Here is a 24,475-nt window from a genome sequence, read left to right as displayed (position 1 = left end):
ACTTAAATTTATAAGGCGTAGAAACAAATTGGCTATCCAAAACTTCCGCCCATTTGGAAGAGAGGGAGATACATGGCGATTAGAATAATCCCTACTACGAAACCTAAAAAGATAATAATAAACGGCTCCAGCATGGAAGAAATCAAAGCGGACTGGTGTTCAATATCGTCACTGTATTGCGTCGCAATTTTGCCGAAGAAGTCGGTCAACTGATTAACTTCCTCACCTACTTTAATCAGCGAGACGAGCTTGATGTCGTAGATTGGAAAATTACGCAGGCTTTCATGTAAGCTTTTGCCTTGTAGAATGTCTTTTTCTATCGTTTCCAGCGAAATCTCGATGGGGTAAAAGCCAACCATTTGCCGACTTAACTGAATAGCGCGAATAAGCGGAACTTTCGAGCCTGTTAATAAAGACATCGAATTGCAGAAACGGGCTAAATAAATCTTACGGATCATCACGCCAAAAATAGGTAACTTCAAAAGCACCGAGGCGCTAGCTTTTCGTAGCCACTCTTTCTTCCGCTGTAAATATAGCCAGGTAATCACACCGATGGTGATCAGTAAAAACAAAAAGGCATATTTTCGCGTAAAGTTAGAGACGTCAACGATTACCTGCGTAATAGCTGGTAGATCGCTTCCTGATCGTTTGAAAATATCACCGAACATGGGCACAATGAAATTCATCATGAAAAAAATAGCACCGATGGAAGTGGCTGTAACGATCGCCGGATACATTAGCGCTCCGGTAATTTGACGTTTCTGCTTTAACCGCTTACGGTAGAACAGTGCCAACTCTTCCAATACCTCACTGAGCTTCCCCGTTTCTTCCCCAATTTGGATGCTGTAATACTCATAAGGCGTAAAATCTTTATGTTGTTGTAATGCTCCCGAAAGCGAGCCGCCTTCAACAATGTTCTTCTTGATCTGCTCCAGTAGGTGCGCTTCCTTGGGCTTTTGTAGTTGCAAAATAAGTAACTCCAAGGCTGATTTGAGATCAACACCGGCTTTAAGCAAGATAGATAACTCGTGGTAGAGCGATTCCTTTTGTTTATCGCCCATGATGGCGAAAAGGCTGATGTCCTTGTTCAGGAATTCAAATACATTGGCTGCGGGCTCCTTCGAAACCGTCGTTCTGTTAGGAACTTGTTTAAACTGGTTGATGTTGATTCCGGCCATAGTTTTCTGTATACAAACATATTCATTATCGACAGGAAAACAAAGAGCATCTTGTCTGTTCCATAAGCTTAAAATTAATTCGCAGTTTATTTTAAATTTAGATTTTATTCTTACTTTTATTGTATGAATTATTCCTAAACCGGATAATCTATTTAGCTAGACTTTTTTCAATAGAATCGATTTTATTAAAGCAATGTATAGTATGAGAATCATGTTGTTAGCGATGTCCTTTTCGCTATTATTACCAAAACTATATGCGCAAACCGAGATTAAAAGCCTTGGAGGCTATATATGGAATATCGGTGACGAGCCAAAAACCTTTGCAGGAAAATTGCAATTGTCATTTGTAAGCGCTGATCAAGGTTTTCCAAACTATGGCACCGTAATAGCAGGCGGGGGATATAACAATACGCAGGATGGATCTGCCTTTCAACTCTATATTCCTTATTCAAGCACCTATGGCGGGAGTTCGCCTCGTATTAGGATGGGATTATACAACAATCAAGGATGGAGCGATTGGTCTACTTTTTATACTTCCACGAACGCGAATTCGGCGACCAGCGACTGGAAAGCAAAAACGTTATTGGTATACGATAAAATTGGTATCGGAACAACTGATCCGATGTCCAAGTTAGCTATTGTCAGTAATACGAATGGTTGGATGATTACAAGTAAAGCGACGGTGACAACAGCTGGGGAAACAAACGGTATAAAACTACTTACAGGCTACCCAAATGACACCAATAAATGGGCTGCGATTGCAGCAATCGCAGAAGATTTGCATAGCAATAATACAGGTTTGGCGCTCTATTCCAGTGCTAACGAACGGATACGGATTGCGGGTAATGGTAACGTAGGTATTGGTACCAGTACACCGAAAGCGAAGCTAGCCGTGGAGGGTAATATCGTAGCTCGAGAAATAAAAGTGGTTGCCAACATTGAAGCACCCGACTACGTCTTTGAACCGGATTATAAAATGCTTCCATTGACTGAAGTTGAAAAATATGTAAAAGAAAATAGGCACCTGCCCGAAATTCCATCGGCTAAACAGATAAAGAGAGACGGATTGGATTTAGCGGAAATGAACCTGTTACTATTGAAAAAAGTAGAAGAACTCACTCTACATCAGATTGACCTCTTGAAAGAGCTACAGCAATTGAAAAGTGAACTGAGTAATCACCTGAATGAAAATCATAATAAATAGCATAAAGGGATACTGATCTAATTAAAGCCTTATCCTCATCGTCTTATACAAGTTTATTATAATTTTATCAACATTTTTTTGATATCTCATTTTTCTTACATATTTTTATCTTGATTAACAATAACTTAAATCTATTTGATATGGTAAAATAACCGAACCTGTTTTTGTATGCCTAAAGGTGTTTTTTAAACCTCAGAATAAATTTTATCGCTTATGCGCTAACAAGGGCATATTTTGCCTAATGGCGATCAGTTTATGTATGGTACTTTTGAGTACCAAAGGACTCTTATTGACTATAACCTAGATGTTATGATTAATTGGGAATCAATTTATAACTAATGACCTGAAATTTTTAACTATTGTTGCGCATAACTCAGTATTATCTAACCAAGCAGCAAAAGGCCTACCCATGTTCCGTTGCGTTTGATACTATATAAAACTAAAATAAAACGAATTTATAAATAAAACAGTACTAAAATGAGACATCTACTCCTATTTGCCCTATTATTATTCGGTATGGGCGCCTATGCACAAAACACCTTTCCATCCAGCGGTAATGCCGCTATTGGCATTGCGCCGGCGGCTGATGTTCCGCTATTGGTGAATGGCCTAATCCGGGGCATCAGCGGCGGACTTCAGATCCAGAATCCCGGGAGTGCTCCTAATGGATCCTGGATTACTTTAACGAGTCCTCGTTCGGCACCTGGTCTGGCATTGGCCGAAGGCGATGGCAATGGCAATATCGCCCGTAGGTGGGATACCTATGTAAAAGGCGGAGCTTATCATATAGCTGATAATAATTTTAGTACAACCCAATCACGACTTACCATCACCACAGCCGGGAACGTCGGCATCGGAACGGCAACACCCTCCAATCTTTTGGAAGTAAATGGAACAATACGCTCAAAGGAAATTTTGGTGGAAAGTGCCAACTGGCCAGACTATGTTTTCGAAGATAATTACAAAATGCAATCGCTTGCTGAAATCGAAGCTTTTATCAAAGAAAATAAACACTTACCCGGCGTGCCCAACAAGATGGAAGTAGAGGAGAACGGAGTCAACCTTGGAGAGATGAATCGGAAATTATTGGAGAAGGTGGAAGAGTTGACTTTGCATTTGATTGAGGAAAGGAAAGCTCGGATAGCAATAGAGCGAGCACTTACTAGCTTACAAAAGAGAGTTTATCGACAACCGAACCAATAATGCCCATGATTTGCAAGGGTTTTTATTCTAAATCTAACGGTACATTTATTCAACTATTATGAAGATTAGAACCAATTATAAACTCGTGATTTTATGTAGTCTTGTTATGCTTGCTGGTTTTAGTTCCCGAGCGCAGGGATTAGACTATACACGAGTGAGTATTTCGTCACCGAACGCCGCGTCGCTGGGTAAGTTTGCCGACGTACCCGTCAACAAACACACCGGAATACCCTCAATTAACATTCCTATTTACACAATTTCTGATGGAGCACTTGAGCTTCCTGTTTCGCTAAGCTACCATGCCGGAGGGATCAAAGTAATCGAATCGGCCAGTTGGGTAGGGACTGGCTGGGCATTGGGCGCCGGCGGTATGATTACAAGAACGGTAAGAGGTCTTCCGGACGAAGCAGCTAATACGCAAAAGGGTCAATACGGGCATTATGCCAATTACGGATACAGCAATTATTTTATCGGTGAAGGTTGGAGAACTTTAGATTACAACTTTTCAACGGGAGAAAGAGATGGTGAACCGGATCTGTTTACTTTCAATTTTAATGGCTATTCAGGCAAATTTTTCTTTAATGACGACCGGACGGCAGTTATTATAGAAAACAATGATGACTTAAAGATTGAGGCTGCTTTCAGATTACCAAATGACGGTGGTGTACTGGGGATGCAGCAAAATATTCAGGGGTTTACAGTAACTACAAAAGATGGGGCTAAATATTATTTTGGCAAATATGCTGCCGATCTACCTAAAACGGGTTACGTATATCCAATTGAAGTAACGAGACGATATACTTATAATAACGGGTTGTCAAGTGATGTGGTTTTTTCCAGCTGGTATTTAACAAAAATCGAGTCATTTGATAAACTTAATAAAATCGAACTGAATTATGTGGCTGAAAAATACAGTGTTTATAATATTGGGCTTTTTCCTATTTTTAATATCGACCAGATTGCCCAGCAAAGGGGGCACGAATTAGTCCGTGATTATTTTGACGGTGTACGCTTAGCTAATATTACATTTAATAATGGTGAATTGATCTTTAAACCAAGTAGCGTTGCTCGCTTGGATTTATCGGGAAATTGGAGTGCTGGCGGCTATGGTTTTGATGAATCGGCTAATACGGAATCAAAAGCCTTAGATGAAATTGAGATCAGAGCGGGTACTTCCACTTTTAAGAAGTTTAAACTTTATACAAGCTATTTTGATAATCCTTTTGGTCAGTTAGGTTCCGGACTGGACCGGTATACCAGTTCAACTATTGTATCGGATAAAAAGAGATTGAAATTGGATAGCCTGGTTGAATACGGGGCTGGGGGAGAGCGCTCGGCTCCTCATAAATTTTACTACGAAAGTAATTTCCTTACACGTAGACTATCGTTAGGCCAAGATCATTGGGGGTTTTATAATGCTGAAACTGCAAATTCAACTTTAATACCAACGATTACAAAAGATATTTATACAGAATTTTATCGGGGTGCTAAACGGGACCCAAAATGGCCTGAGATGAAAGGAGGTGCACTTAAAGAGATTGTATACCCCACGGGAGGTTCTGTCCTATTTGAGTTTGAGCCAAACAAGGCATATCTCAATACAGTGAAGCACGATCTGCAATATTTTAATGCCTTCCATGTAGGGAAGGATGCCAGTTATTCTAAAGTATGGGATAATATCGAATTTACGGGAAATTCAAAATACCAATTGGTTTTTACAAATGATCCCAGTGAAGGTTCCGGCTCAGAGATCGCCAGCTTCAACCTAAAAAATAAGGCAACAGGGCAAATTGTCAGCAGTGCCTCGCTCCAGGCTGGTCAAACCGCTACCTATACGAATACCATACCAGCAGGAATCTATGTACTGAATATGTTCAGAGATGGCAGAAATGCCAGTACAGGAGCCTATCTCTCTTTTTCGAAATATGTTTCAACCGATGTTCAAGATCCTATAATAGGTGGTTTACGCATAAAAACGATAACGAAAAGAGCAGGAAATGGTACACCGGATATGGTTGAGTCTTATGTTTATGAGACCAATGGTAGATCCACGGGTTATTTATATGAGAGACCACGCTATATACAGAGCATCAGAAACGATGTGGTTAAAATATATGGTCTCCGGTCGGGTGAAGGAGTCGACAACACACCAAATCTTCATCCAAACGGTTGCATTAGTGTAGAGGGAGCTAATCTTAGCGTGCCGCATCTGGTTGCTCCGTATAGCATTACTCCGATGTCAAATTATCAAGGTAATCATATTGGGTACGATGAAGTAACTTTGACATATAATAATAATGCTCAAGGGAAATCGATCTACAGATTCTATAACATAAACCCCTGGGAGCGTGAAACAACCAAATATGTCTATACGGACTTCTTGGGTCAGTGCGATCCATCGGCTCCTAACTTTCCCGCTGCTCCTATTCCATTCGAATTTCAACGTGGTGAGTTGAAAGATGAAATCCATTTTGATAGCAGCGGTAAACCGAGGAAATCAATAACCTACCTTTATTCTTATGATAGTACGAAAGTGTTTACTCCTGCTTTAAAAGTAGAACGTAGCTTGTTTACCGAGTATACATTGCGGGGATACTTTAAAAAAAGAATAGAAACTATTACTACCATCGAAGGCTCGGGGAGCGGGGAAAGTGTAATGACAATTGATACGGTTCTTTTCGACAGCCCTTACCACCGACAGATGACGAAAAGCAGCAGTGAGAATAGCGAAGGGCGAACCGTAACTAATTATAAATATGCCTTTGATTTCCGGATGCCTCAAGCAGATGCCATATCGGATGGATGGGCAACTTATGTATCCGAATGCCAAACCTGCGATCTTCAACATCAACAGCGAAGCACAGCGTGTGGAAGTGATTGGAATTGTAGGTTTAGGTCTTTTCATGAAATGCGCGCATGCAAAGCAGCAGCGAGGCAAAGGTATATTACACACCGAAGGAATAATTTCACAGAACCTAATAGTTTGTACCGAACGACCTTTGCAAGCAACAAGCAAAATTCCGACAATATGCTTAAGCCGATATGGGACTTGCATGATCGATTTATTAATACTCCGCTCGAAATTACAACCCGGAAAAACGGGAAGGTGATTAATTCAGTTTTCAATCGATATGGATTATTTAGTATAGGAAGCAATAGCTATCCTTATCCTTCGGGATTATTGATATTGGACTTTCCGCAGGCGAATGGGGCCTTCTCCCCGTCATCGAATACAAATGTTGGTTTAACGCTTGATAATAAGTATGACGAACGGGAGGTCTTTAGCTACAGTAATGGTAAGCTGGCAAGCTCCCAGAAAAAGGCTGGTACCATTACTACTTATCTATGGAGTTATAAAGGACAGTATCCGGTTGCTGAAATCCGTAATGCGACATTCGCGCAGGTTCAGACAGCATTTGGTGGCTCCGATGCATTAAACTCTTTTACCACCTCGGAGCCCACAGATGCCGTGGTCAGAAGCAAGCTGGACCCACTCAGGACGGCGCTGCCTAGCGCATCTGTTAGTTGGTATACTTATAAACCATTGACAGGGATGACCAGTGCAACGGATCCATCGGGAAGGACTACCTATTACAGTTATGACGGTTTTGGGCGACTGAGGGAAACGAAGAACACCCAGAGCAAAACCACGGATACCTATGAATACCATTACCGTAACCAATAAGGAGATAGGCAACATGAAAAGAACGATCAAAGCAAACATCGCTATACTTGCCACCCTTATATCGGCAATGAGTACAACATATGGCCAGATACAGCAAGATTTAGTATTGAGCACTTACAGCAACCAGTCGACTATCGAGGCTACCCGTAGTGTGACGTTGAAACCGGGCTTTTATATTCCATCCGGTAAAACCGTGCTCATCCGCGTGACAGGAGAACAAATGATTCTGCAACCGGATGTCGTACAGAATTATATATTGCGTACGTCTTATCTATCAGAATCAGGCGGAACTGCTACGATAGATAGAATGCAGGATGTGCAATATTTTGACGGCCTCGGACGCTTGGTTCAAACGGTGCAAGGTAAAGCAAGTCCAGGCTATCGCGACATTATCACCCATCAAAGCTATGACAACTTTGGACGTGAAGACAGGAGTTATTTGCCTTATGCAGCTGCAGTGGGCAGCAATGGGAAATATCGTTCTGCAGCGGTGACGGAGCAAGCCACATTCTACAACAGCGGAGCAGCCAACGGTGTAGTGTCGATCCCCGCTGTTAGCAATACCACGCCTTCCTTTGCTAGACCAGTATACGAAGCCAGTCCATTAAACCGGGTGCTGGAACAAGGTTTTTCGGGTGCTGTCTGGCAACCTTCGGCATCTCGTACTAACGCAGCTGGAAGAACCGTAGTAACAGAGTATACAGCTAACAATGCGATAGCTTTTGGTACAGTAGCTACCACGAGGAGGGTAGCGAGGTATTCGGTGGGTTACGACCAGTATAACGATCCCACTTTAGTAATCAACGCCCCTTACGCGGCGAAAGAATTGTTTGTTACGGTAACGAAGGATGAGAACTGGGTGCCCGACAGTGGTAGAGTGGGCACCACCGAGGAATATACTAATAAACAAGGGAAAGTGGTGCTGAAACGTACATTCAATAAAAAGGGAAGCGCCACCGAGATGCTGAGTACCTATTATGTTTACGATGATTTCGGTAACCTCTGCTATGTGCTGCCTCCGGCTCTTGCCCCCGATCGGGAGGCTTCCAGTCCGATACCGCCAGCAGATCTGGCAAAGTATGCTTATCAGTACCGTTACGATATGCGTCAGCGGCTTTCTCAGAAAAAGATGCCCGGAAGCAACTACTGGCAGAAAATGATCTATAATGCTATGGATCAGCTTGTAATCCATCAGGACGGCAATAAAGCCGCTGATGGAGCGATATACCACATCTTTTACAAGTATGATGCACTGGGTAGACTGGTGATGAAAGGGACACAGAAAAACGGTGATCTCCCTTGGTGGGATACACAGCACGCTGCTAATGGGCAGAGCTATCCCAATCATTGGGAAGCACCGTCAACAGCCAGCGGCAGTGTGGAGGGCTATACCAACCGGAGTATGCCGATACTTCCCACAACCACGCCTGCACAGTACGAGGTGATGGAGGTGAATTATTATGACCGTTACACGGGCATCCCGGGGCTGCCAAACAACGAGTCGGGCAGCTTCAGTGCACAGGTGCAGGGATTGCTCACGGCCAAGAAAACCAAGGTGATCGGCGCAGGCAATGTTTTCCTTTGGACGGTATACTATTACGATGCACTGGGCAGGGTAGCTAAAGAGTGGAGCCAGCACTACAAAGGAGGAACGGTAACAGGTAATACCAATACCATGGTGTACACCTATAATTTTAGCGGACAGCCGACACAGACAGTGCAGACGCTGGTTACGGCTGGGGCACCGACGCTCACAGTTACGACATGGTATGATTACGACCACCGAGGACGACTGACCGATACCCGGAAGCAAGTGAGAAACGGGACGGTAACGGATGCGGAGGTGTTGGTTGCACGGAACAGCTACAATGAAATAGGGCAGCTGCGCAGTAAGGCACTGCATAGTACAGACAAGGGAGGTAGTTTCAAAGAAACGGCAAACTATGCTTACAATGCTCGTGGCTGGATGACTTCTGGAGGTTCCTCGCTGTTTAACCAAACATTGCGCTATAACGATGCGCCAGCCGGGGCTTCAGCCCAGTACAACGGAAATATTAGTCGACAAGAATGGAGCCGTAACAATGTTACAGCGGGAAGCTTCAATTATATCTATGATAAGTTGAACTGCCTTACCAACGGAGTGGCTGCCGATGGCAAACGAGAGCTGATCGAGTATGATGCCATGGGCAATATCAAAGGGTTGACGCGTGATGCGGGGGCAAAGTGGATATATGAATATGACGGCAATAAACTTTCCACCATCAAATTCGGTACCACGACCTATACCTATACACACGATGCGGCGAGTGGAAATATGACAAGAGATGGAAGGAACAGTAATACCATCACTTATAATTATCTGAATCTTCCACAGACGGTAGCAGGCACGCGGGCAGTCACCTACACTTATGACGGCAGCGGTACAAAACTGCGCATGGTGAATGCAGGTATCACCAGGGAATATGTGATGGGCACCGAATGGAAGGGAGGTACGCTAGAGCTGATCCATATGGAAGAGGGACGCATACTGTGGAATACGAACAGGTTCAATTATGAATATTTCCTGAAGGATCATTTGGGTAATGCCCGTGCCGGATTCCTGGTAAAGAGTGACGGTACATTGGATAAGCAGTTTAAAGCGGATTACTATCCTTTCGGAAAAGATTACGGAGGTGTTTATCCTTCTCCGGCAAATAACTATCTTTACAATGGGAAGGAATTACAGGATGGGCTGGGGCAGTATGACTACGGGGCAAGGTTCTATGATCCGGTGATTGGCAGGTGGGGAAGTGTGGATCCGTTGGCGGAACAGGGAAGAAGATGGTCGCCTTATGCGTATGCGTTTGATAATCCGATAAGGTTTGTTGATCCAGATGGGATGTGGCCGGATGGGCCGGGTGATGACGATTACTATGGCGTGGACAGAGCGGATGCCGGTAATATCCTTGCCACTTCGTTAATGGACGCCAAGCATTCTGTTTACAACTTTTTCCTTGGAGTTTTTGGTTCGGACAAGAGGGCGGGTTACGTGTTAAGTAGTGACGGAAAGTCCTATGAGACAGGTTTTGTAGATGTAGAGCAAACAACAGGTGAAAGGCTCAAGAATATAGCAGCTGATGGTCTTTCCGTAGCTCTTTTAGGTAAAGGTGGAGTACAGGGAGTTTTACTTGAAAACGCTCCTGTAAAAGGTCAATTAGCAGAAGCTGTGAAGGATGTTGCTAAGGTGGAGAAAGCGGCGGCGAAAGGGGCGGCCAATCCCGTTGTTTCGAAGGCTATCAATAGGGGTAAAGCTGCTCATTCCGAGTTTACAGAAAAGGCGAAGGCAAAGGGATGGGACACAAATGTTAGAATGACGGATCCTAAAACAGGTAAAACGGTGATCGCAGATGCTGTGACTAAGAGCGGACATCCTGTTGAATTGAAACCAAATACCCCATCAGGTCAAGCTAAAGGGGCAAAACAGTTGCCTAAATATGAACGAGCAACGGGAGAGAACGGAAGGGTTATATATTATTAATTTTTTATGAGCAGACTATTTTATTTTGGCGATGATATTGGTGTAATGATACCGGAAGAATGGGAGGTGTATCAAGAAGAAGGGGTTGTGACTATTTACGATCCAGTGAAGGGTGTTGGGGCATTACAACTTTCTTTATACGGAACCGGAAAAGAGGTAGATGTGTTAGGCGAGCTTAAAGATTATTTGTCTGATAAATATGAAGATATTACTGTTAGCTTGTTAAATGGAAGGGCCTATTTTGAGACGGTTGATGAAGATGAGGTGTATTGGCGTTATTGGCTTTTTTTGAAGAAAGGTGAGATAATATTCGTGTCTTATAATTGCGATGAGGAAGAAAAAGGGAAAGAGACTACTGTTGTAGATGAAATAATAAGATCGATAGATTAGATCGACGCTTGTTTAAACTGATTGTCCCCCAGTAAGTGAACAACTTTCTGGGGGCTTTTTTTATTGCGCATATGCCTGCTGTGCCTTTGTATCCCGTATGACGGTATCAATGAGAAAGAACAGCTTTTCCTTAACCGTGGGATTGAGGTTCTCGATCTCCTGCAATCGCTGTACGGTCTTTTTGTCAAATGATACATTGATCCCTTCGCCGGCGAGATAATCCAGTGATACATCCAAAGCCTTTGCAATCTTTTTTGCCGCCTCAATGGAAGGCACAGCTTCGCCACGCTCGTACTTGCCGATCATGACCCTTGAGATGCCGCTTTTCTCGGCCAGGCCCTTCTGTGCCCAGCCTTTCCGTTCCCTTAAATCCGATATGATCTTACCTGTGTTCAACCTAAGCACAAACCGGAACGAAGAACGAAATAACCCCTTGCAAATGCACTTTAAACCGCTATCTTTGGGGAAAGAAGCGTTCTTTGATAAGAGCCTGGACCACCGGTAGGAAACTTTGCCGGAAACGTAAAAACTTGCAAAAGGACGTACGATTACGGGTTCCGTTTTTGCGATCCGGTAATAGGCCGGTGGGGAAGTGTGGATCCGTTGGCGGAGCAGATGAGGGGGTATTCTCCTTATGTTTACGCCTTCAACAACCCAATACGTTTTATTGATCCTGACGGGATGGCACCAAAGCCGGCGTTTTGGCCGGTAGTTATAAGGCTTATCATAGGTGCCTTTACTGTTGAGACAGCGGCAGTGGTGACAACTGGGGTAGTTGGAGCGGCAGTTATTAAGCATGTTATAGATGGTTATCCGGGAAGAGGTGGTTCAGATGCTATATCTGTTCAGGATAATACTAGGATGAATGTCGATCCGAATAAGACCATTGTTAAGAGCTCGGAGACAAGTAGTCCAACTGCGGAAAAGCTTAAAATCAAAATCGATGGGTGGGCATGAAGTTGGATCGTGGCTGAATAACCTAATCGATTATTGGAAAAACCAAGGAATTCAAGTTAATGTGATTGAATGATGAAAAAGTTAATGTCAGTATTACTGATAGCAGAATTGTTCGTTTCGTGTCAACGGGATGTATACTTTAGCGATTTTGAAAAATCTTTTCTAGCGGTTTATAAAGAAGGGGATACCTTAATATTTGAATCGAATAAAGGTGAAAGAGATACTTCCTATATTTTAAGGAAGGATGTCGGCTATACCGAATGGAATCCTTTGACCCATAGCGGAAAGTATAGAATTTTATATGGCGAGATAGAAGAGGCCAATGGAACTTTACCAAATGGCGAACTTGACGGAAGAAAATTTGTTTCATTAATAAAAAAAAATCCAGATTCCGTTTCTCTATTCATAGCTTATAATAACATTATTATGATGCAGCGTTTTAAAAATTTTAATATTGAATCTCTGGATAAATATAAGCTTGCTAATGGTATTTATCGGTTTAGAATATTACATACAAAGGATAATGTCAATACGGAGGAACATCTGTATTGGCATTTAAAATACGGACTGGTAAAATTTGTTACAAAAGAAGGAGTAATATGGCGTCGCATTAATCTAAATGGATGAGATCTATAGATATCTTAGGTAAGGTCTTTAAAAGGAGTAATATTCCCAATACTGTTTTTTATTTACTGGGTTGTTTTTTGTTGATCTATTTTTATGGTTTCGGGGTTTTTTGGAAAATAGTTCTGTTTGTTTTAGGAATATTTGCTCTATCTGGTTTGTTGACAGATGTTTACCTGCTGATTAAAAGAGAAATATCTGTTTCGGACAGATCTTTATATATAGATGTTGGATTGTCATTGGTGTTACTCCCCCTGGTTGTTTTTTTTTACCAACTCAGGTCTTGATATATGTTGCTTGTCTGAGTTTAATCGTAAATCTTACAGTCTGGTTTTGGCGGGGAAAGTGATATCGATTTGAGTTAACTTCGATACTATGAATCATCTAGGTGACAATGTGCCAAAGCCTGATCGCAAGATCAGCTTTGGTATTTATTGCATATAATCTATTATTGAAGGTTCAACCTTTAGAGCTGGTAAAACGACGGAATACATAATTGAAGAAGATAAGCCGTGGATATTTATCCGAATCTTCTTTTTTATATATATCGAAAAACTTCAACGCTGTATCTTCCAGAGAATCTTGAGCGTGAAGCGTATTAGACATAAAATAAAGATAGAATAAAGGCATTAAAAGTAAACGTTTCATAAAATGTTTGTTGAGCTAGTAAAAAATCTGTTATTGCGCATAAGCCTTACCTGTCTTGGCATCCTGATAACGGCATTTGGAAGAAAAAGCAGTTTATCCTTTACGGATGGTTCCAGGTCTTCGATATCATCGATCAGTTTAAGAGTCTGTTTATCTATGTTGGCCTTATTGGTTGCGCCTGCTAGGTAATCGAGCGGGCCACCGCTATGTAAGCTCAACAGAGACAGTCTTTATCTTCTCTTTTTTATCCTAAAACAATTGTCTTAAACTCTTCGAGTCTTACGATATTCAATTTGGGGAATTCTAGCTTTTTAAGGTCATTAAAATGTTTGTCATTGGTTACCAGATAATCGACATTTCCAGCAATGGCGAGATCAGCAAATTTATTATCATCTGGATCTTTTTCCACTAGATTCCACTTGAAATAAGGTTCTGAAAAAATAACATTGGGAGCGACACTTAAAATCTTTAGCACAATGTTCGCGGTGTTTTCCGAATAAATTTCTGCAAGCTTCTCTTCATACTCTGAGAGTATTTCGTTGCTGACCAACCAGTTAAAACGCTCCTCCCTAAAGGCCAGATATAACCAATAATGGCTACTTTGAGGTGGAATGGATGCTAAAAGACAATTAGTATCAATAACTGCTCGCATTAATTACTTCCATTAAGCATATCATCGAAATCCTTTTGATCATACTTCTTTTCGGAGACAACTCTGGAGACCTCTTTATCAAGTTGATGTGAATAATGCTCTACTAACAACCTTTTCAATTCTATGGTTTCTTTTTTGGACATAGGTCTACTAAATAACCTAAGCAAGGTCATTTGAATATCGGTGAGTTCCGTATGTTGGTTTCGTGTAGTTGCCATAGTCATTATCTTAGTAGTACAAAATTACTGAATTTATATGATGTATCAAACTTGCTCCTTTTGTGTTATTAGGGAGGGTTTATTCTATCTAAAGAATGAAAATACCATTAGAAATGGCAACAAACAATTATCTTTGGGTAAAGAAGAGTTCTTTGATAAAGGCCTGAACTGTCGGTAGGAAAATCCAACAGACACTGAAAAATCTGCAAAAGGGTATACGATTATTCGCTTTTTAAGGTTATCATGGTGCTCATGAACTCGCTTTGCTCGGTTACGGAACAAGGTTCTATGATCCGATAATAGGCAGGTGGGGCAGTGTGGATCCCATGGCGGAAAACCACTATGAGCATACACCTTACAACTATGTACTGAGCAATCCGATAAGGTTTGTTGATCCAGATGGTATGTGGCCGGATGATCCTCCGGGTAACGGAATGACTATCGTCGAAAACGTTTACTCGGATATGCGGGACAGGGCTTCGTCTGCTGTACTTACTCTAGGTACCTATGTTGCCAATCTTCAGAACGGTGTAACCCCGATACTGGGCATAGATTATACTTATACTGATGCTGGAAGACAGGGGAGCGTTGTTGTCCGTGATGGTAACAAACACGTAGAGGCGGGTGTAGCGGCATTAGATGTTGTGGCGTCATTGCCTGGAGGAGGGCCTGCAGGTTTACTTTCAAAGGCCGCTGGCAGTAAATCTGCTGTTAGTGACGTTGTTCAAGAGGCGTTGAAAGTCAACAAGAACTCTAATGCGGCAGAGGGCGTGTTTGTGTTGTATGGAGTAAAATCGGATAATAAACTGTTGAAAGTAGGAAAGGCAGATGCTGAAAGGACAACTGCTTTAGGAGACCCGGTAAGAATGAAGGCGAGTGAAAGAGCTGCTCAAAAAGCTGGTTATCCCGATGCTAAAGCCGAAGTTATAGAATCTTTGGGGAAAACCACCACAGGAGCGGCCAAAGAGGCCGAAGCAACTCGTGTAAGAGCGGAGAGAGCCAACGGAAATGATCTGCCTTTAAATAGAGAAAGAGATAAGCGTTATCATAATCAATAAAAGTATGCAAATGAAAGTTCGACATGTTTCTTATGTCCTTGATTTTATGGATAAGGACTTTGATACAGATAGCATAAGTGACGCCTTAACAAAGGAATTTAGTGGAGTCTTTGAAAGCATAAAGAACAGCAAATCGCAAATGTGGGAAATCCAGTTTAGAGCGACGTATACAAATGGAAAAATGCTATTGATCTCTAAAAACAAATTTGGAAACTATACTTCTGATAAAATAAAAGAGATTACCATTCCTATACCAATTCCAGTAGATGAAACGGTGTCTTGGGGAGTTAAACCCCAGCAGCATACCTTGAAAGTAGATCATTATGATAAGTTTTTGAATAACTTTTGGGAGTTGGATGTTGATTATACTAAGTTCTTTAATCGTACCGACTATATAATGGATTGTATGCGGAGGGCAATAAACCTCTGCTTTGAAAAAAGTTATACCGTAAACGGTGTTAAGCTGAATAAGAAGGAATGAAAAAGAGTCCGGTCATTGCGCCGGACTTTTTACTTTAATATAGCCTGTAGTTTCCTCTTGGCGAGGAACCAGATAAGATAAAAATAGGGCCTAAGGAAGTAATAAATCTAACAAAAGGTCGGGAAAGAGATTTCTTTTTGAAGAATGTTGTCAGTCAAAGTGGCTTTAAAAAAATAATGTTTGCTTCTTATAGAGATACGATTGACAATGACTTTTTTTCATATTTTAAGGATTTTGTTAGGAAAAATGAGAGTGAATATTCTTTAACTATTAGGTATGCATTACCTAAAGAAAAATATGCAATAAAAGAGAAGAGACAATAGAAACCGAAGCGATATGATTATAGAGCTGCGGATATAGCCAATGTTTCTATTGACTTTGTCCAAAAAGTCAGTGCTGATCTAGCTAAAAAGAAAAAATAAAGATTTAATACAGACATTTAAAGCCGTTTCTTTTTAGGAACGGTTTTTTATAATGTGATTGCTCTCTCCGGACTGAAACGACTTATTTGTCTTTTTTCTTAGTTTTTCAAGTTCCTCTTTAAGGATGTTATTCTCCTGGTATTGTTTTGCGTATTCTTCTTTCCAAAAGCCTCTATCCTTTTTCATCCCTTCAAAAGTATTTATTAGGGCGTTGCCGAAAGGAGCCGCTTAATCTTTTCCGGAAAGCCAGCACTAAACCGCAAGGGAAATTAGCCCTTTGTTACAATCCAGCATTTGCCGGAACGATGTAATTGGGCTTTGTTTAACTTTTCTTGTCACTTTTAAACAATCAAACTGGCAATAATTAAAATAAATTTTCTAATATCAAAACTGTTGAATACTTTTACATCGAACAACTAAACCTGTTTGATATGCGGAATACAACTTGAACCGATATTCTCTCTTTTTTATAGTAATTTTCGTTTAAGCGGGATAAAAGCGCTTTTATGCACTTTTTTCAAAAGAGCTGATACCGAATGTATTTTTACTTATCAATAAGGCTATTCAGTAATCAAAGATTAATTAGCGGATTTGCTTATTAGTAAATAATAGTAATAAATAATTGAAACTATGAGAATGAAACTTCTTGTACTCATTTTATTAATGGGTGCTTCGGGGATATCCTATGCCCAAAATACTTTTCCTACAAATGGAAATGCAGGTATTGGTACGACTGCTCCTACGGATTTATTGGAAATTAAACATGGAACGGAACGTAAAGGAATAACGCTTAGCGGCGAGGGAAATGCCAGTGCCCTCACGGATATTGCCTTTAAAAATAGTAATACTGCCGCGTTAGCGGACGGGGCCATTTGGGCCTGGTATATTAGTCATAGAAAAGATGGGTACTTCTCGGGCAGTGCATCGCCTGGAACTTCACTTGAATTTTATGGCATCAGAAAAAATACCGGATATTATGCTCCGCTGAGCCTGAAATCAAACGGGGACGTCATCTTGGCTTCACCACAGAATGCGCCAAGCGGCAATGTGGGTATCGGAACCACAAATCCTACATCAAAGCTAACAATTGATGGAAACATCAACGGTTGGTTAATCAGTAGCAAGGCGACGGTCACGAGTGCCGGTGAGTACAATGGTATTAAACTGCTTACCGGATATCCCAATGATACCAATAAATGGGCGGCGGTAGTGGCAACGGCCGAAGATCTCCATAGCAATTCAACGGGACTGGCGCTTTATTCAAGTGCTTTAGAAAGAGTGCGCATAGCTGGAAATGGTAATGTTGGCATCGGTACGACAACACCGAAAGAGAAACTTTCTGTCAATGGAAACATTCGAGCACGGGAAATCAAAGTCGAAACTGCCAACTGGCCCGACTATGTCTTCGATGAAAACTATGAAATAAAATCCCTCGCCGAGATCGAAGCATTTGTAAACGAGCATAAACATCTGCCCGGTATACCGAGCAAAAAAGAAGCGGAAGAAGCAGGTGTTAATCTGGGTGAGATGAATCGAAAACTATTGGAAAAGGTAGAGGAGTTGACTTTGCACTTGATAGAGAAAGATAAGGAGCTTACCGATGTAAAGGATCGGCTGCTTCTCTTAGAGCAAGCCTTTTCAAAACAGTAATGAATACGATCAAATTTAATTTTTAGACATGATAAGGAATTTTTACACACTATTGGCGGTGATGCTCCTATCGACATTCACGGCGTACACGCAGGTAAATATACCGATGGTATCAAACGGAGGGCCTGCGGGGGCAGGTTCATGGATCCTCTTTCAATCGGGGAATCAGAACACCTCAATCCAGGAGAATTTCGGCATAAACATCTATGGTGATGCCGGACGACCGGTTAGGGTTCGGAATACAAACCTGATGGTTGGATATGGCCCCAGCAATGCACCGATTGGAAATAACCTTTTTGTCAGTGGAAAAATTGGCTTGGGCACCCTTGCTCCGGAAGCAAAACTGCATATCGATGGTAATATTTATGCCCTAGGCAGTGAATCCAGATTTTCTTACCAAAGCTTTGTGGACCCGCATTCGGGCGCTGCCTATGGTATTAAAGTGGGTGGCGCCGGTATAGCCGTAAGGGGAAAATCAGTGTTTCTAGATAATGTCGGTATAGGCACGACTAACCCACAGGCAAAATTAGCCGTCGAAGGCAATATTCTGGCTAAAGAGATCAAAGTGAAGACAGATATCTCCGTACCCGACTATGTTTTTGAACCGGATTATAAAATGCTCTCATTATCTGAAGTTGAAGATTATGTAAAAACACATAAACATCTTCCTGAGATACCGTCTGCCAAAGAAATAAGTAAAGAAGGATTGAATCTGGGCGCGATGAATCTATTACTACTTAAGAAGGTAGAGGAACTCACGTTACATTTAATCGAGAAAGATAAAGCTTTAGAAAATCAGCAAAGTCTATTGGATGACGTGTTGAAGCGATTGCAAAAAATAGAACAGCAATGAAATAGTTTTAATAGCCTGTTGTGATCGAACCATAATAATGAAAACAAAAGTACTCCAAATATGAAGCAATTTATAAAATTTATACTCCTCAGCTTGCTATTTATTCTTGTCCAGAGAATCAGTTACGGGCAAACGCTTGGAGCAGTAAAAGGAAATTATCTGCAGATCAATGCTTTCACGGGGAATGCCGGTGGTAATACATTTTATAATAAACAATGGCTCGTAAGGAATGCGCCAGGCCCGGATTGGCTTACAGCAAGCTTGCATGATGGTATAGCCATAGACGGATCTTTTCATGTTCCAATGTCCACGTCAAAAACTTGGTGGGAACGTAATCCTTACCTCGGTATACAATCATGGGGATCAGGCGCAGAAACGTATATGACATTGAAAGAAGGGCATTTAAGCTTAAATACTCCTACAAATGGATGGGTATTGTCAAGTAAGGCGACGGTCACGAACGCAGGTGAATATAACGGTATTAAACTACTTACGGGGTATCCAAATGATACCAACAAGTGGGCTGCTGTAGTGGCGACGGCCGAAGACCTCCATAGTAATTCAACAGGACTGGCGCTTTATTCAAGCGCTTTGGAAAGGATACGCATAGCAGGGAATGGTAACGTGGGAATCGGTACCACTACGCCTAAAGCAAAATTGGCTGTCGAAGGAGACATCTTAGCCAAACAAATTAAAGTGACTAATGATATAACAGTTCCGGATTATGTATTTGAACCGGATTACAAGCTGCTTGCTCTATCGGAAGTAGAGAATTATATAAAAACACATAAACATCTTCCTGAGATACCGTCCGCCAAAGATATAAGTGAAGAAGGATTGGATTTAGGGGCGATGAACCTATTACTGCTGAAAAAAGTAGAAGAGTTGACTTTGCATCTCATCGAAAAGGACAAAGAAATAGGGGAACTCAAAATTGAACTAAAAGAAATAAAGACTAGTATAAAAAAGAAGTAATATGAGGTATCTGGTTACAATTTTATTTTTAATCTGCATCGGGAGCAAAGCGTTCTCCCAAAACACCTTTCCCAGCAACGGAAATGTCGGTATTGGCACTTCCGTAATACCGGAAAAGTTGACGGTAAACGGAAATGTGTCAATCGTAGATGGTTTCAGTTATAACGTACATCCGCCCAGCGGCACCTGGTCCAATAATCGGCTCATATTTCACGGATGGAACGGAGCTGCTGATTTTACGGAAATTCAAGTACCGGGTGGCAACGCTAACGGTGCGCAAATTCGGCTAATGTCAAATGGAAATGTTGGTATTGGTACCTTGAATCCGCAAGCCAAACTAGCGGTTGAGGGAAATATTCTAGCCAAAGAAATCAAAGTAAAAACGGATATATCCGTGCCTGATTATGTCTTTGAATCCGATTATAAAATGCGATCGCTCTCCGAAATTGAAAATTATGTAAAGGAACATAAACATTTACCAGAAGTTCCCTCAGCGAAGGAAATTGGAGAGGAAGGGTTGGATTTGGCAGCGATGAACTTGGCTCTTCTTAAAAAGGTAGAAGAACAGACTTTACACCTTATCGAACAACAAAAGAAGATTGATGTGCTGCTTAGCAGGCAGGAAACGCTGCGGCGGGAAGTGAACACATTGAAAAGCATTTTGATCAAATAGCGAGCGAAATGGGCAGATTCGCAATTAAAAATGATCGAATGCAATACCAAATAACATCAAAACATAATATATTAAATATGTTAACTAGCTTAATAGATACCAATTTACCGCCGAAAGGTAGAAAAAGGAAAAAGAGAGCATTAAGCCGATGGTCTTTAACGGTTATTCTAACTTGGTTTACGCTGTTACACGCTGTAGCCCAAAGTGTAGTTGATCCGTATAAATCCTTGTTTCCCAATGTTATCGAGCCTGCGCCCACCTCCAAGGCGTTGCAAAAGTTTTTAGGATATCCTGTTTCCCATGCAACTGGTCTGGTCGATATAACCATACCGCTCTATGAATTGAAGTTGAGAAATCTATCAATCCCTATTTCGTTGCGATACCATTCGTCAGGTATAAAAATACAGGATCATCCGGGTATAGTTGGCTATGGCTGGTCATTATTTCCCGGATTCAAAATTTCCAGAACCATTATGGGAAAGCCAGATGATAAATATCCGGTAAAGGGTGGGTTTGATCCTGGTAATTTAACATTTGATCAGCTTCAACAAAGATTGGTAAATCTAGCCCTTCCGGCGTCTTATCTGGATGTGAATACTACCGAAGACGGGCAATATGATATTTTTTCGATCCATTTGCCAAATCTGGATGGCTCTTTCATCGTTCAATACATTAATGGCGTTTTCCAAGCTAAAAGTATACCGGACAATCCGCTAGCTATCAAGCCTATAGTCGTCAATGTGAATTCAGGGACAAGTGCTCTTTTCTCGGGTTTTGAGGTAATGGATGATAAAGGTGTGAAGTATATTTTTGGAAATGAAGCAAACTTTCAAGAATTCTCGGATGCCCGTACTACAAATGTAATAACAGGTTGGATGCTAAAGGAGATCCTTCTACCGAATGGGGAGAAGATATCCATAGAGTATACGACTATACTGGAGTACCCGACAATTACTCCGTCCTATTGTAGTGTTTTGGATAATGGAAAGGTCTATTTCGGAGACCTTACTCAAATACGTACCAAAGTCAATCAAAAAACAGGAGGGGCAGGCTATAATGTTGCATATAACATTTCGCCTTCCGCTGACCCGGCCAGGGAACTGAAAGTGCCATCGGTTATTCGATCAAAAGATCAAACCATAACATTCAACTATACAGATATTGGAAGCAGAAAGCGGCTGTCTTCTATTGCGATACCGGCAACAAACCGAACTGTAACGCTCTCGAACGATGCGTCTAATTTTCTCACACAGGTTGCTATCAGTGGAGAAGGAGCCTATAATCTAGACTATTATAACCAACCCTCTCAGTTTTCACAAACGTCCATTGATTGGTGGGGATTCTTTAATAATGCCGGGAACGAGAATAATATACCACGCTTTCAATTGCAAATGCGAACGCTTGGAAGTACGAGTTTTACAACGATGGTGGGTGGAGCTTTTCGCGAACCAAGTGCGACAAGTATGGAGGCCAAATCGCTTAAATCTATCACCTATCCCACGGGCGGTATTTTCACCTTAAAATACGAACCTCATAAGTTTATCATAAACGGAACTGAAAAAATCGGCGCCGGTTTACGGGTTACGTCAACAGAATCCTTTGACCCTGTCTCCGGACAAACGATTGTAAAGAGCTACCAATACGAAGACGCACATTATACAGCAGGTAACTATCCAATTGGGAACGATTTTATTAAGGAAACGGAATTATGTTATCGCGAGCCGGACCCGTTTGTTGATCGACTGGATTTTTCGATACGTTCGCGTACGATTAGTACGTTTTCCCCCAATGCGAATATATCGAACAACAGTACACCCGTCTGGTATGGGAAAGTAATAGAGTTCAGCAATGAAGGTAAAACCGAATACCATTACGAGTATTTTCCCGATGCAAACAACAATCGGTTAAGTCTTGTACCAATATCGGAATTTCACGTACTGCGTGTAAATAGACTTGTATATTCAGCTCCACGACTCCTTCGGCAACAGATTTTCAAGCGAGTTGGAAGCGGTTATGAACCTGTAAAATCAATCAATAATATTTATTCTCCCGCACAACCATACGTATCTAATATCCAGGGATACATTGCAGTGCCATTTAAACGTTTTAAGACGATCGATAACGAGCGGAATTCTGATTTTACAGCATCGGGACCTTCCACTACAACGGGTACACTATTAAATGTTTTTGGTTCTCCAATAGCATATAGTGCGTATTATATCACTACTGACAATACCTCGTTGACCGAGACGCTCACCGCAACTTATAGTGCAGCTGATAGTACAGTTGAAAAAATAGTTTATACATACGATGCTGCAAGACCTTACAATCTGGCAGAGAAAACAACATTGACTAGCGATGAGGGAACTTATAAGGAAAGCTATTATTATACCAACAATACGATTCCTAATAGGTCTGCTCTTACTACGGCCCAAAACCAGGTTATAGCACAAATGGATCAAGCGAACTATAAAACGACGGTTATCCAGCAGACTCTCGAAAAGGGAGGAAAACGTGTGTTCAGTAATCTTGTTGGTTACAAAAAATTGTCAGACTTCTTTTTTCTGCCCGAAACACAATACTCTCAGCTGGGTAGCAGCACTATAATGGAAGCTAAATTAAACTATTTGCGATACGACAATCTGGGTAATGTTTTAAGTGTTTCAAAGCCGGGAGCACCACATATATCGTATGTGTATGGCTATAACGGGCTGTATCCGATAGCAAAGATCGAGAACCTGGAATACAGTGCGGTAGAAGCGGCTCTAAACGGTAACTCTGCCATAGAAACTTTCCGGAATAAAGTTAATCCAACGGATGCAGAAGTCACGAATTTCTTATTGCCTTTGCGGTCGACTATATCAACCGGAGGAAGACTTATGAATTCCTACACCTATAGACCACTTTTCGGCATAAGCAGTAACATCGACCCTTCGGGCAGGACCACCTATTACAACTACGATGGCTTTGGAAGGTTGAAGGAAACAAAGGATACCCAGAGCAAAACGACCGGAACCTATGAATACCATTACAGGCAATAGAGTCATGAAAACAGGAAATAAACATACGCTATTTATTGACCTTAAACGTATCAATATGAAAGCAATCAAAAAGCTTTTCATCGGAGCGATGGCCGCGCTGACCCTGCCGTTGGCTGCATCGGCACAGTTGGTGCTGAGCACGCCCACAACAGGTGTAAAGACGGACCCGGTGAGCATTACACTGAAACCGGGTTTCAGCACGACGAGCTTCCATGCCTATATCACGAGCATATTACCGCCCATGGCGCTGGGCAGCAGCCCCAGTGCAGACCGGAACTACATCCGAACGCGGACGTATCTGAGCCCCACGGTCTCGGCCACACCGCAGACCAGTGAGATCATGGAAGATATCAGCTACTATGACGGGCTGGGGCGGCCTGTTCTGACAATCGGCACCAAGGCAAGCCCGAGCTATAAGGATATCATCAGTGCCCAGAGTTACGATGCCTTCGGGCGGGAAGACCGGAGCTACCTGCCCTACGCCACGACGGCAACGGGGAACGGTGCCTATCGATCGGCCGCGGTAACCGAACAGGCTACTTTCTATAATACGCCGCCGACAGGGGTGGTAACCATCGCCAAACCGGCAAGCGGCGCCACCCCTTCATTCAGCAGGCCTGTATACGAGGCCAGTCCGCTGAACCGGGTGCTGGAGGAGGGTTTTGCGGGTGCTGTCTGGCAACCGGGCACAAGAGGCACCAATACTGGCCGTACCATTGTGACGGAATATACCACCAATAATACAACGGGCATTACCGACTTAGCTAATACACGGCTGGCCAAACTGTATACTGTCACTTATGCAGCTGGCGTTCCCAAGCTGTCACTGACCGGTAATTACGGAGCGAACCAGCTCTACGTAACGGTGAGGAAGGACGAAAACTGGGCCGGTGGCAGCGGCACCTTTGCCTCCCGGCTGAACACCACGGAGGAATATACGGATAAACAGGGCAAGGTGGTACTGAAACGGACCTTCAATACCTATAAGAGCGGAACGACGGATGTAAACGAGATCCTGAGCACCTATTACGTGTACGATGACTTCG

At 42.1% G+C, this 24,475-nt stretch carries 19 protein-coding genes and 2 pseudogenes; 15 read left to right on the top strand and 6 right to left on the bottom strand.

Annotation, left to right across the window (positions count from 1 at the left end):
• Positions 1–32: 32 nt before the first annotated feature.
• Positions 33–1,178: a type II secretion system F family protein gene (locus tag M1D52_RS22155; protein WP_437393586.1), complete on the bottom strand. Its 1,146-nt coding sequence runs from the start codon at positions 1,176–1,178 to the stop codon at positions 33–35.
• Positions 1,179–1,380: 202 nt separating this feature from the next.
• On the opposite strand from M1D52_RS22155, the gene M1D52_RS22150 reads away from it, so the two are divergent.
• The 5 genes from M1D52_RS22150 (at position 1,381) to M1D52_RS22130 (ending at position 11,177) form a co-directional block, all read left to right on the top strand.
• Positions 1,381–2,382, top strand: a complete 1,002-nt coding sequence (locus M1D52_RS22150) for a hypothetical protein (RefSeq protein WP_437393585.1) — start codon at positions 1,381–1,383, stop codon at positions 2,380–2,382.
• 477 nt (positions 2,383–2,859) lie between these two features.
• Entirely contained in the window at positions 2,860–3,585 is a 726-nt protein-coding gene (locus M1D52_RS22145) for a hypothetical protein (protein WP_437393584.1), read from the top strand.
• Positions 3,586–3,643: 58 nt separating this feature from the next.
• Complete coding sequence (locus M1D52_RS22140) at positions 3,644–7,270, top strand: RHS repeat domain-containing protein (protein ID WP_437393583.1); 3,627 nt, start codon at positions 3,644–3,646, stop codon at positions 7,268–7,270.
• Positions 7,245–10,787, top strand: a complete 3,543-nt coding sequence (locus M1D52_RS22135; protein WP_437393582.1) for a DUF6443 domain-containing protein — start codon at positions 7,245–7,247, stop codon at positions 10,785–10,787. The genes M1D52_RS22140 and M1D52_RS22135 overlap by 26 nt, the downstream gene beginning before the upstream one ends.
• Before the next feature lie 6 nt (positions 10,788–10,793).
• Positions 10,794–11,177, top strand: coding sequence for a hypothetical protein (locus tag M1D52_RS22130; RefSeq protein WP_437393581.1), 384 nt, complete (start codon positions 10,794–10,796; stop codon positions 11,175–11,177).
• A gap of 60 nt (positions 11,178–11,237) precedes the next feature.
• Here M1D52_RS22130 and M1D52_RS22125 read toward each other — a convergent pair whose 3' ends face one another.
• Complete coding sequence (locus M1D52_RS22125; RefSeq protein ID WP_437393580.1) at positions 11,238–11,582, bottom strand: helix-turn-helix domain-containing protein; 345 nt, start codon at positions 11,580–11,582, stop codon at positions 11,238–11,240.
• Positions 11,583–11,720: 138 nt separating this feature from the next.
• On the opposite strand from M1D52_RS22125, the pseudogene M1D52_RS22120 reads away from it, so the two are divergent.
• Positions 11,721–11,870, top strand: a pseudogene (locus tag M1D52_RS22120) (RHS repeat domain-containing protein); the annotation flags it as partial.
• 333 nt (positions 11,871–12,203) lie between these two features.
• Positions 12,204–12,761, top strand: a complete 558-nt coding sequence (locus M1D52_RS22115) for a hypothetical protein (RefSeq protein ID WP_437393579.1) — start codon at positions 12,204–12,206, stop codon at positions 12,759–12,761.
• An 889-nt stretch (positions 12,762–13,650) separates the two neighbouring features.
• Here M1D52_RS22115 and M1D52_RS22110 read toward each other — a convergent pair.
• Together M1D52_RS22110 and M1D52_RS22105 are read right to left on the bottom strand one after the other, a co-directional pair.
• On the bottom strand, positions 13,651–14,058 hold the full coding sequence (locus tag M1D52_RS22110) for a putative toxin-antitoxin system toxin component, PIN family (protein ID WP_437393578.1): 408 nt from the start codon (positions 14,056–14,058) through the stop codon (positions 13,651–13,653).
• Positions 14,058–14,276: a hypothetical protein gene (locus M1D52_RS22105; protein WP_437393577.1), complete on the bottom strand. Its 219-nt coding sequence runs from the start codon at positions 14,274–14,276 to the stop codon at positions 14,058–14,060. Before M1D52_RS22105 ends, M1D52_RS22110 begins: the two co-directional genes overlap by 1 nt.
• Before the next feature lie 263 nt (positions 14,277–14,539).
• On the opposite strand from M1D52_RS22105, the gene M1D52_RS22100 reads away from it, so the two are divergent.
• Together M1D52_RS22100 and imm9 are read left to right on the top strand one after the other, a co-directional pair.
• Positions 14,540–15,334, top strand: coding sequence for an RHS repeat-associated core domain-containing protein (locus tag M1D52_RS22100; protein ID WP_437393576.1), 795 nt, complete (start codon positions 14,540–14,542; stop codon positions 15,332–15,334).
• A 10-nt stretch (positions 15,335–15,344) separates the two neighbouring features.
• On the top strand, positions 15,345–15,815 hold the full coding sequence (gene imm9, locus M1D52_RS22095) for an Imm9 family immunity protein (protein ID WP_437393575.1): 471 nt from the start codon (positions 15,345–15,347) through the stop codon (positions 15,813–15,815).
• Between the two features lie 455 nt (positions 15,816–16,270).
• Here the strand turns inward: imm9 and M1D52_RS22090 are convergent, their stop codons facing one another.
• On the bottom strand, positions 16,271–16,423 hold the full coding sequence (locus tag M1D52_RS22090; RefSeq protein ID WP_437393574.1) for a hypothetical protein: 153 nt from the start codon (positions 16,421–16,423) through the stop codon (positions 16,271–16,273).
• Positions 16,424–16,867: 444 nt separating this feature from the next.
• Here M1D52_RS22090 and M1D52_RS22085 point away from each other — a divergent pair, with 444 nt between their 5' ends.
• The 6 genes and pseudogenes from M1D52_RS22085 to M1D52_RS22060 form a co-directional block, all read left to right on the top strand.
• Positions 16,868–17,887, top strand: a complete 1,020-nt coding sequence (locus M1D52_RS22085; RefSeq protein WP_437393573.1) for a hypothetical protein — start codon at positions 16,868–16,870, stop codon at positions 17,885–17,887.
• 28 nt (positions 17,888–17,915) lie between these two features.
• Positions 17,916–18,740, top strand: a complete 825-nt coding sequence (locus M1D52_RS22080) for a hypothetical protein (RefSeq protein ID WP_437393572.1) — start codon at positions 17,916–17,918, stop codon at positions 18,738–18,740.
• 60 nt (positions 18,741–18,800) lie between these two features.
• Entirely contained in the window at positions 18,801–19,715 is a 915-nt protein-coding gene (locus tag M1D52_RS22075; protein ID WP_437393571.1) for a hypothetical protein, read from the top strand.
• Position 19,716: 1 nt separating this feature from the next.
• A complete protein-coding gene (locus M1D52_RS22070; protein ID WP_437393570.1) occupies positions 19,717–20,388 on the top strand; it encodes a hypothetical protein in 672 nt (223 codons plus the stop codon).
• 77 nt (positions 20,389–20,465) lie between these two features.
• Positions 20,466–23,429 carry an RHS repeat domain-containing protein gene (locus M1D52_RS22065; RefSeq protein ID WP_437393569.1) on the top strand — a complete coding sequence of 988 codons (2,964 nt, stop codon included), beginning with the start codon at positions 20,466–20,468 and terminating at the stop codon, positions 23,427–23,429.
• Positions 23,407–24,081 (top strand): annotated as a pseudogene (locus M1D52_RS22060) (DUF6443 domain-containing protein); the annotation flags it as partial. The gene M1D52_RS22065 and the pseudogene M1D52_RS22060, both read left to right, overlap by 23 nt.
• Here M1D52_RS22060 and M1D52_RS22055 read toward each other — a convergent pair.
• A complete protein-coding gene (locus M1D52_RS22055; RefSeq protein ID WP_437393744.1) occupies positions 23,973–24,227 on the bottom strand; it encodes a hypothetical protein in 255 nt (84 codons plus the stop codon). The pseudogene M1D52_RS22060 and the gene M1D52_RS22055 overlap by 109 nt on opposite strands.
• Between the last annotated feature and the right edge of the window lie 248 nt (positions 24,228–24,475).

Source organism: Olivibacter sp. SA151 (assembly GCF_054130995.1).
This window is presented reverse-complemented; position numbering and strand designations above follow the sequence as displayed.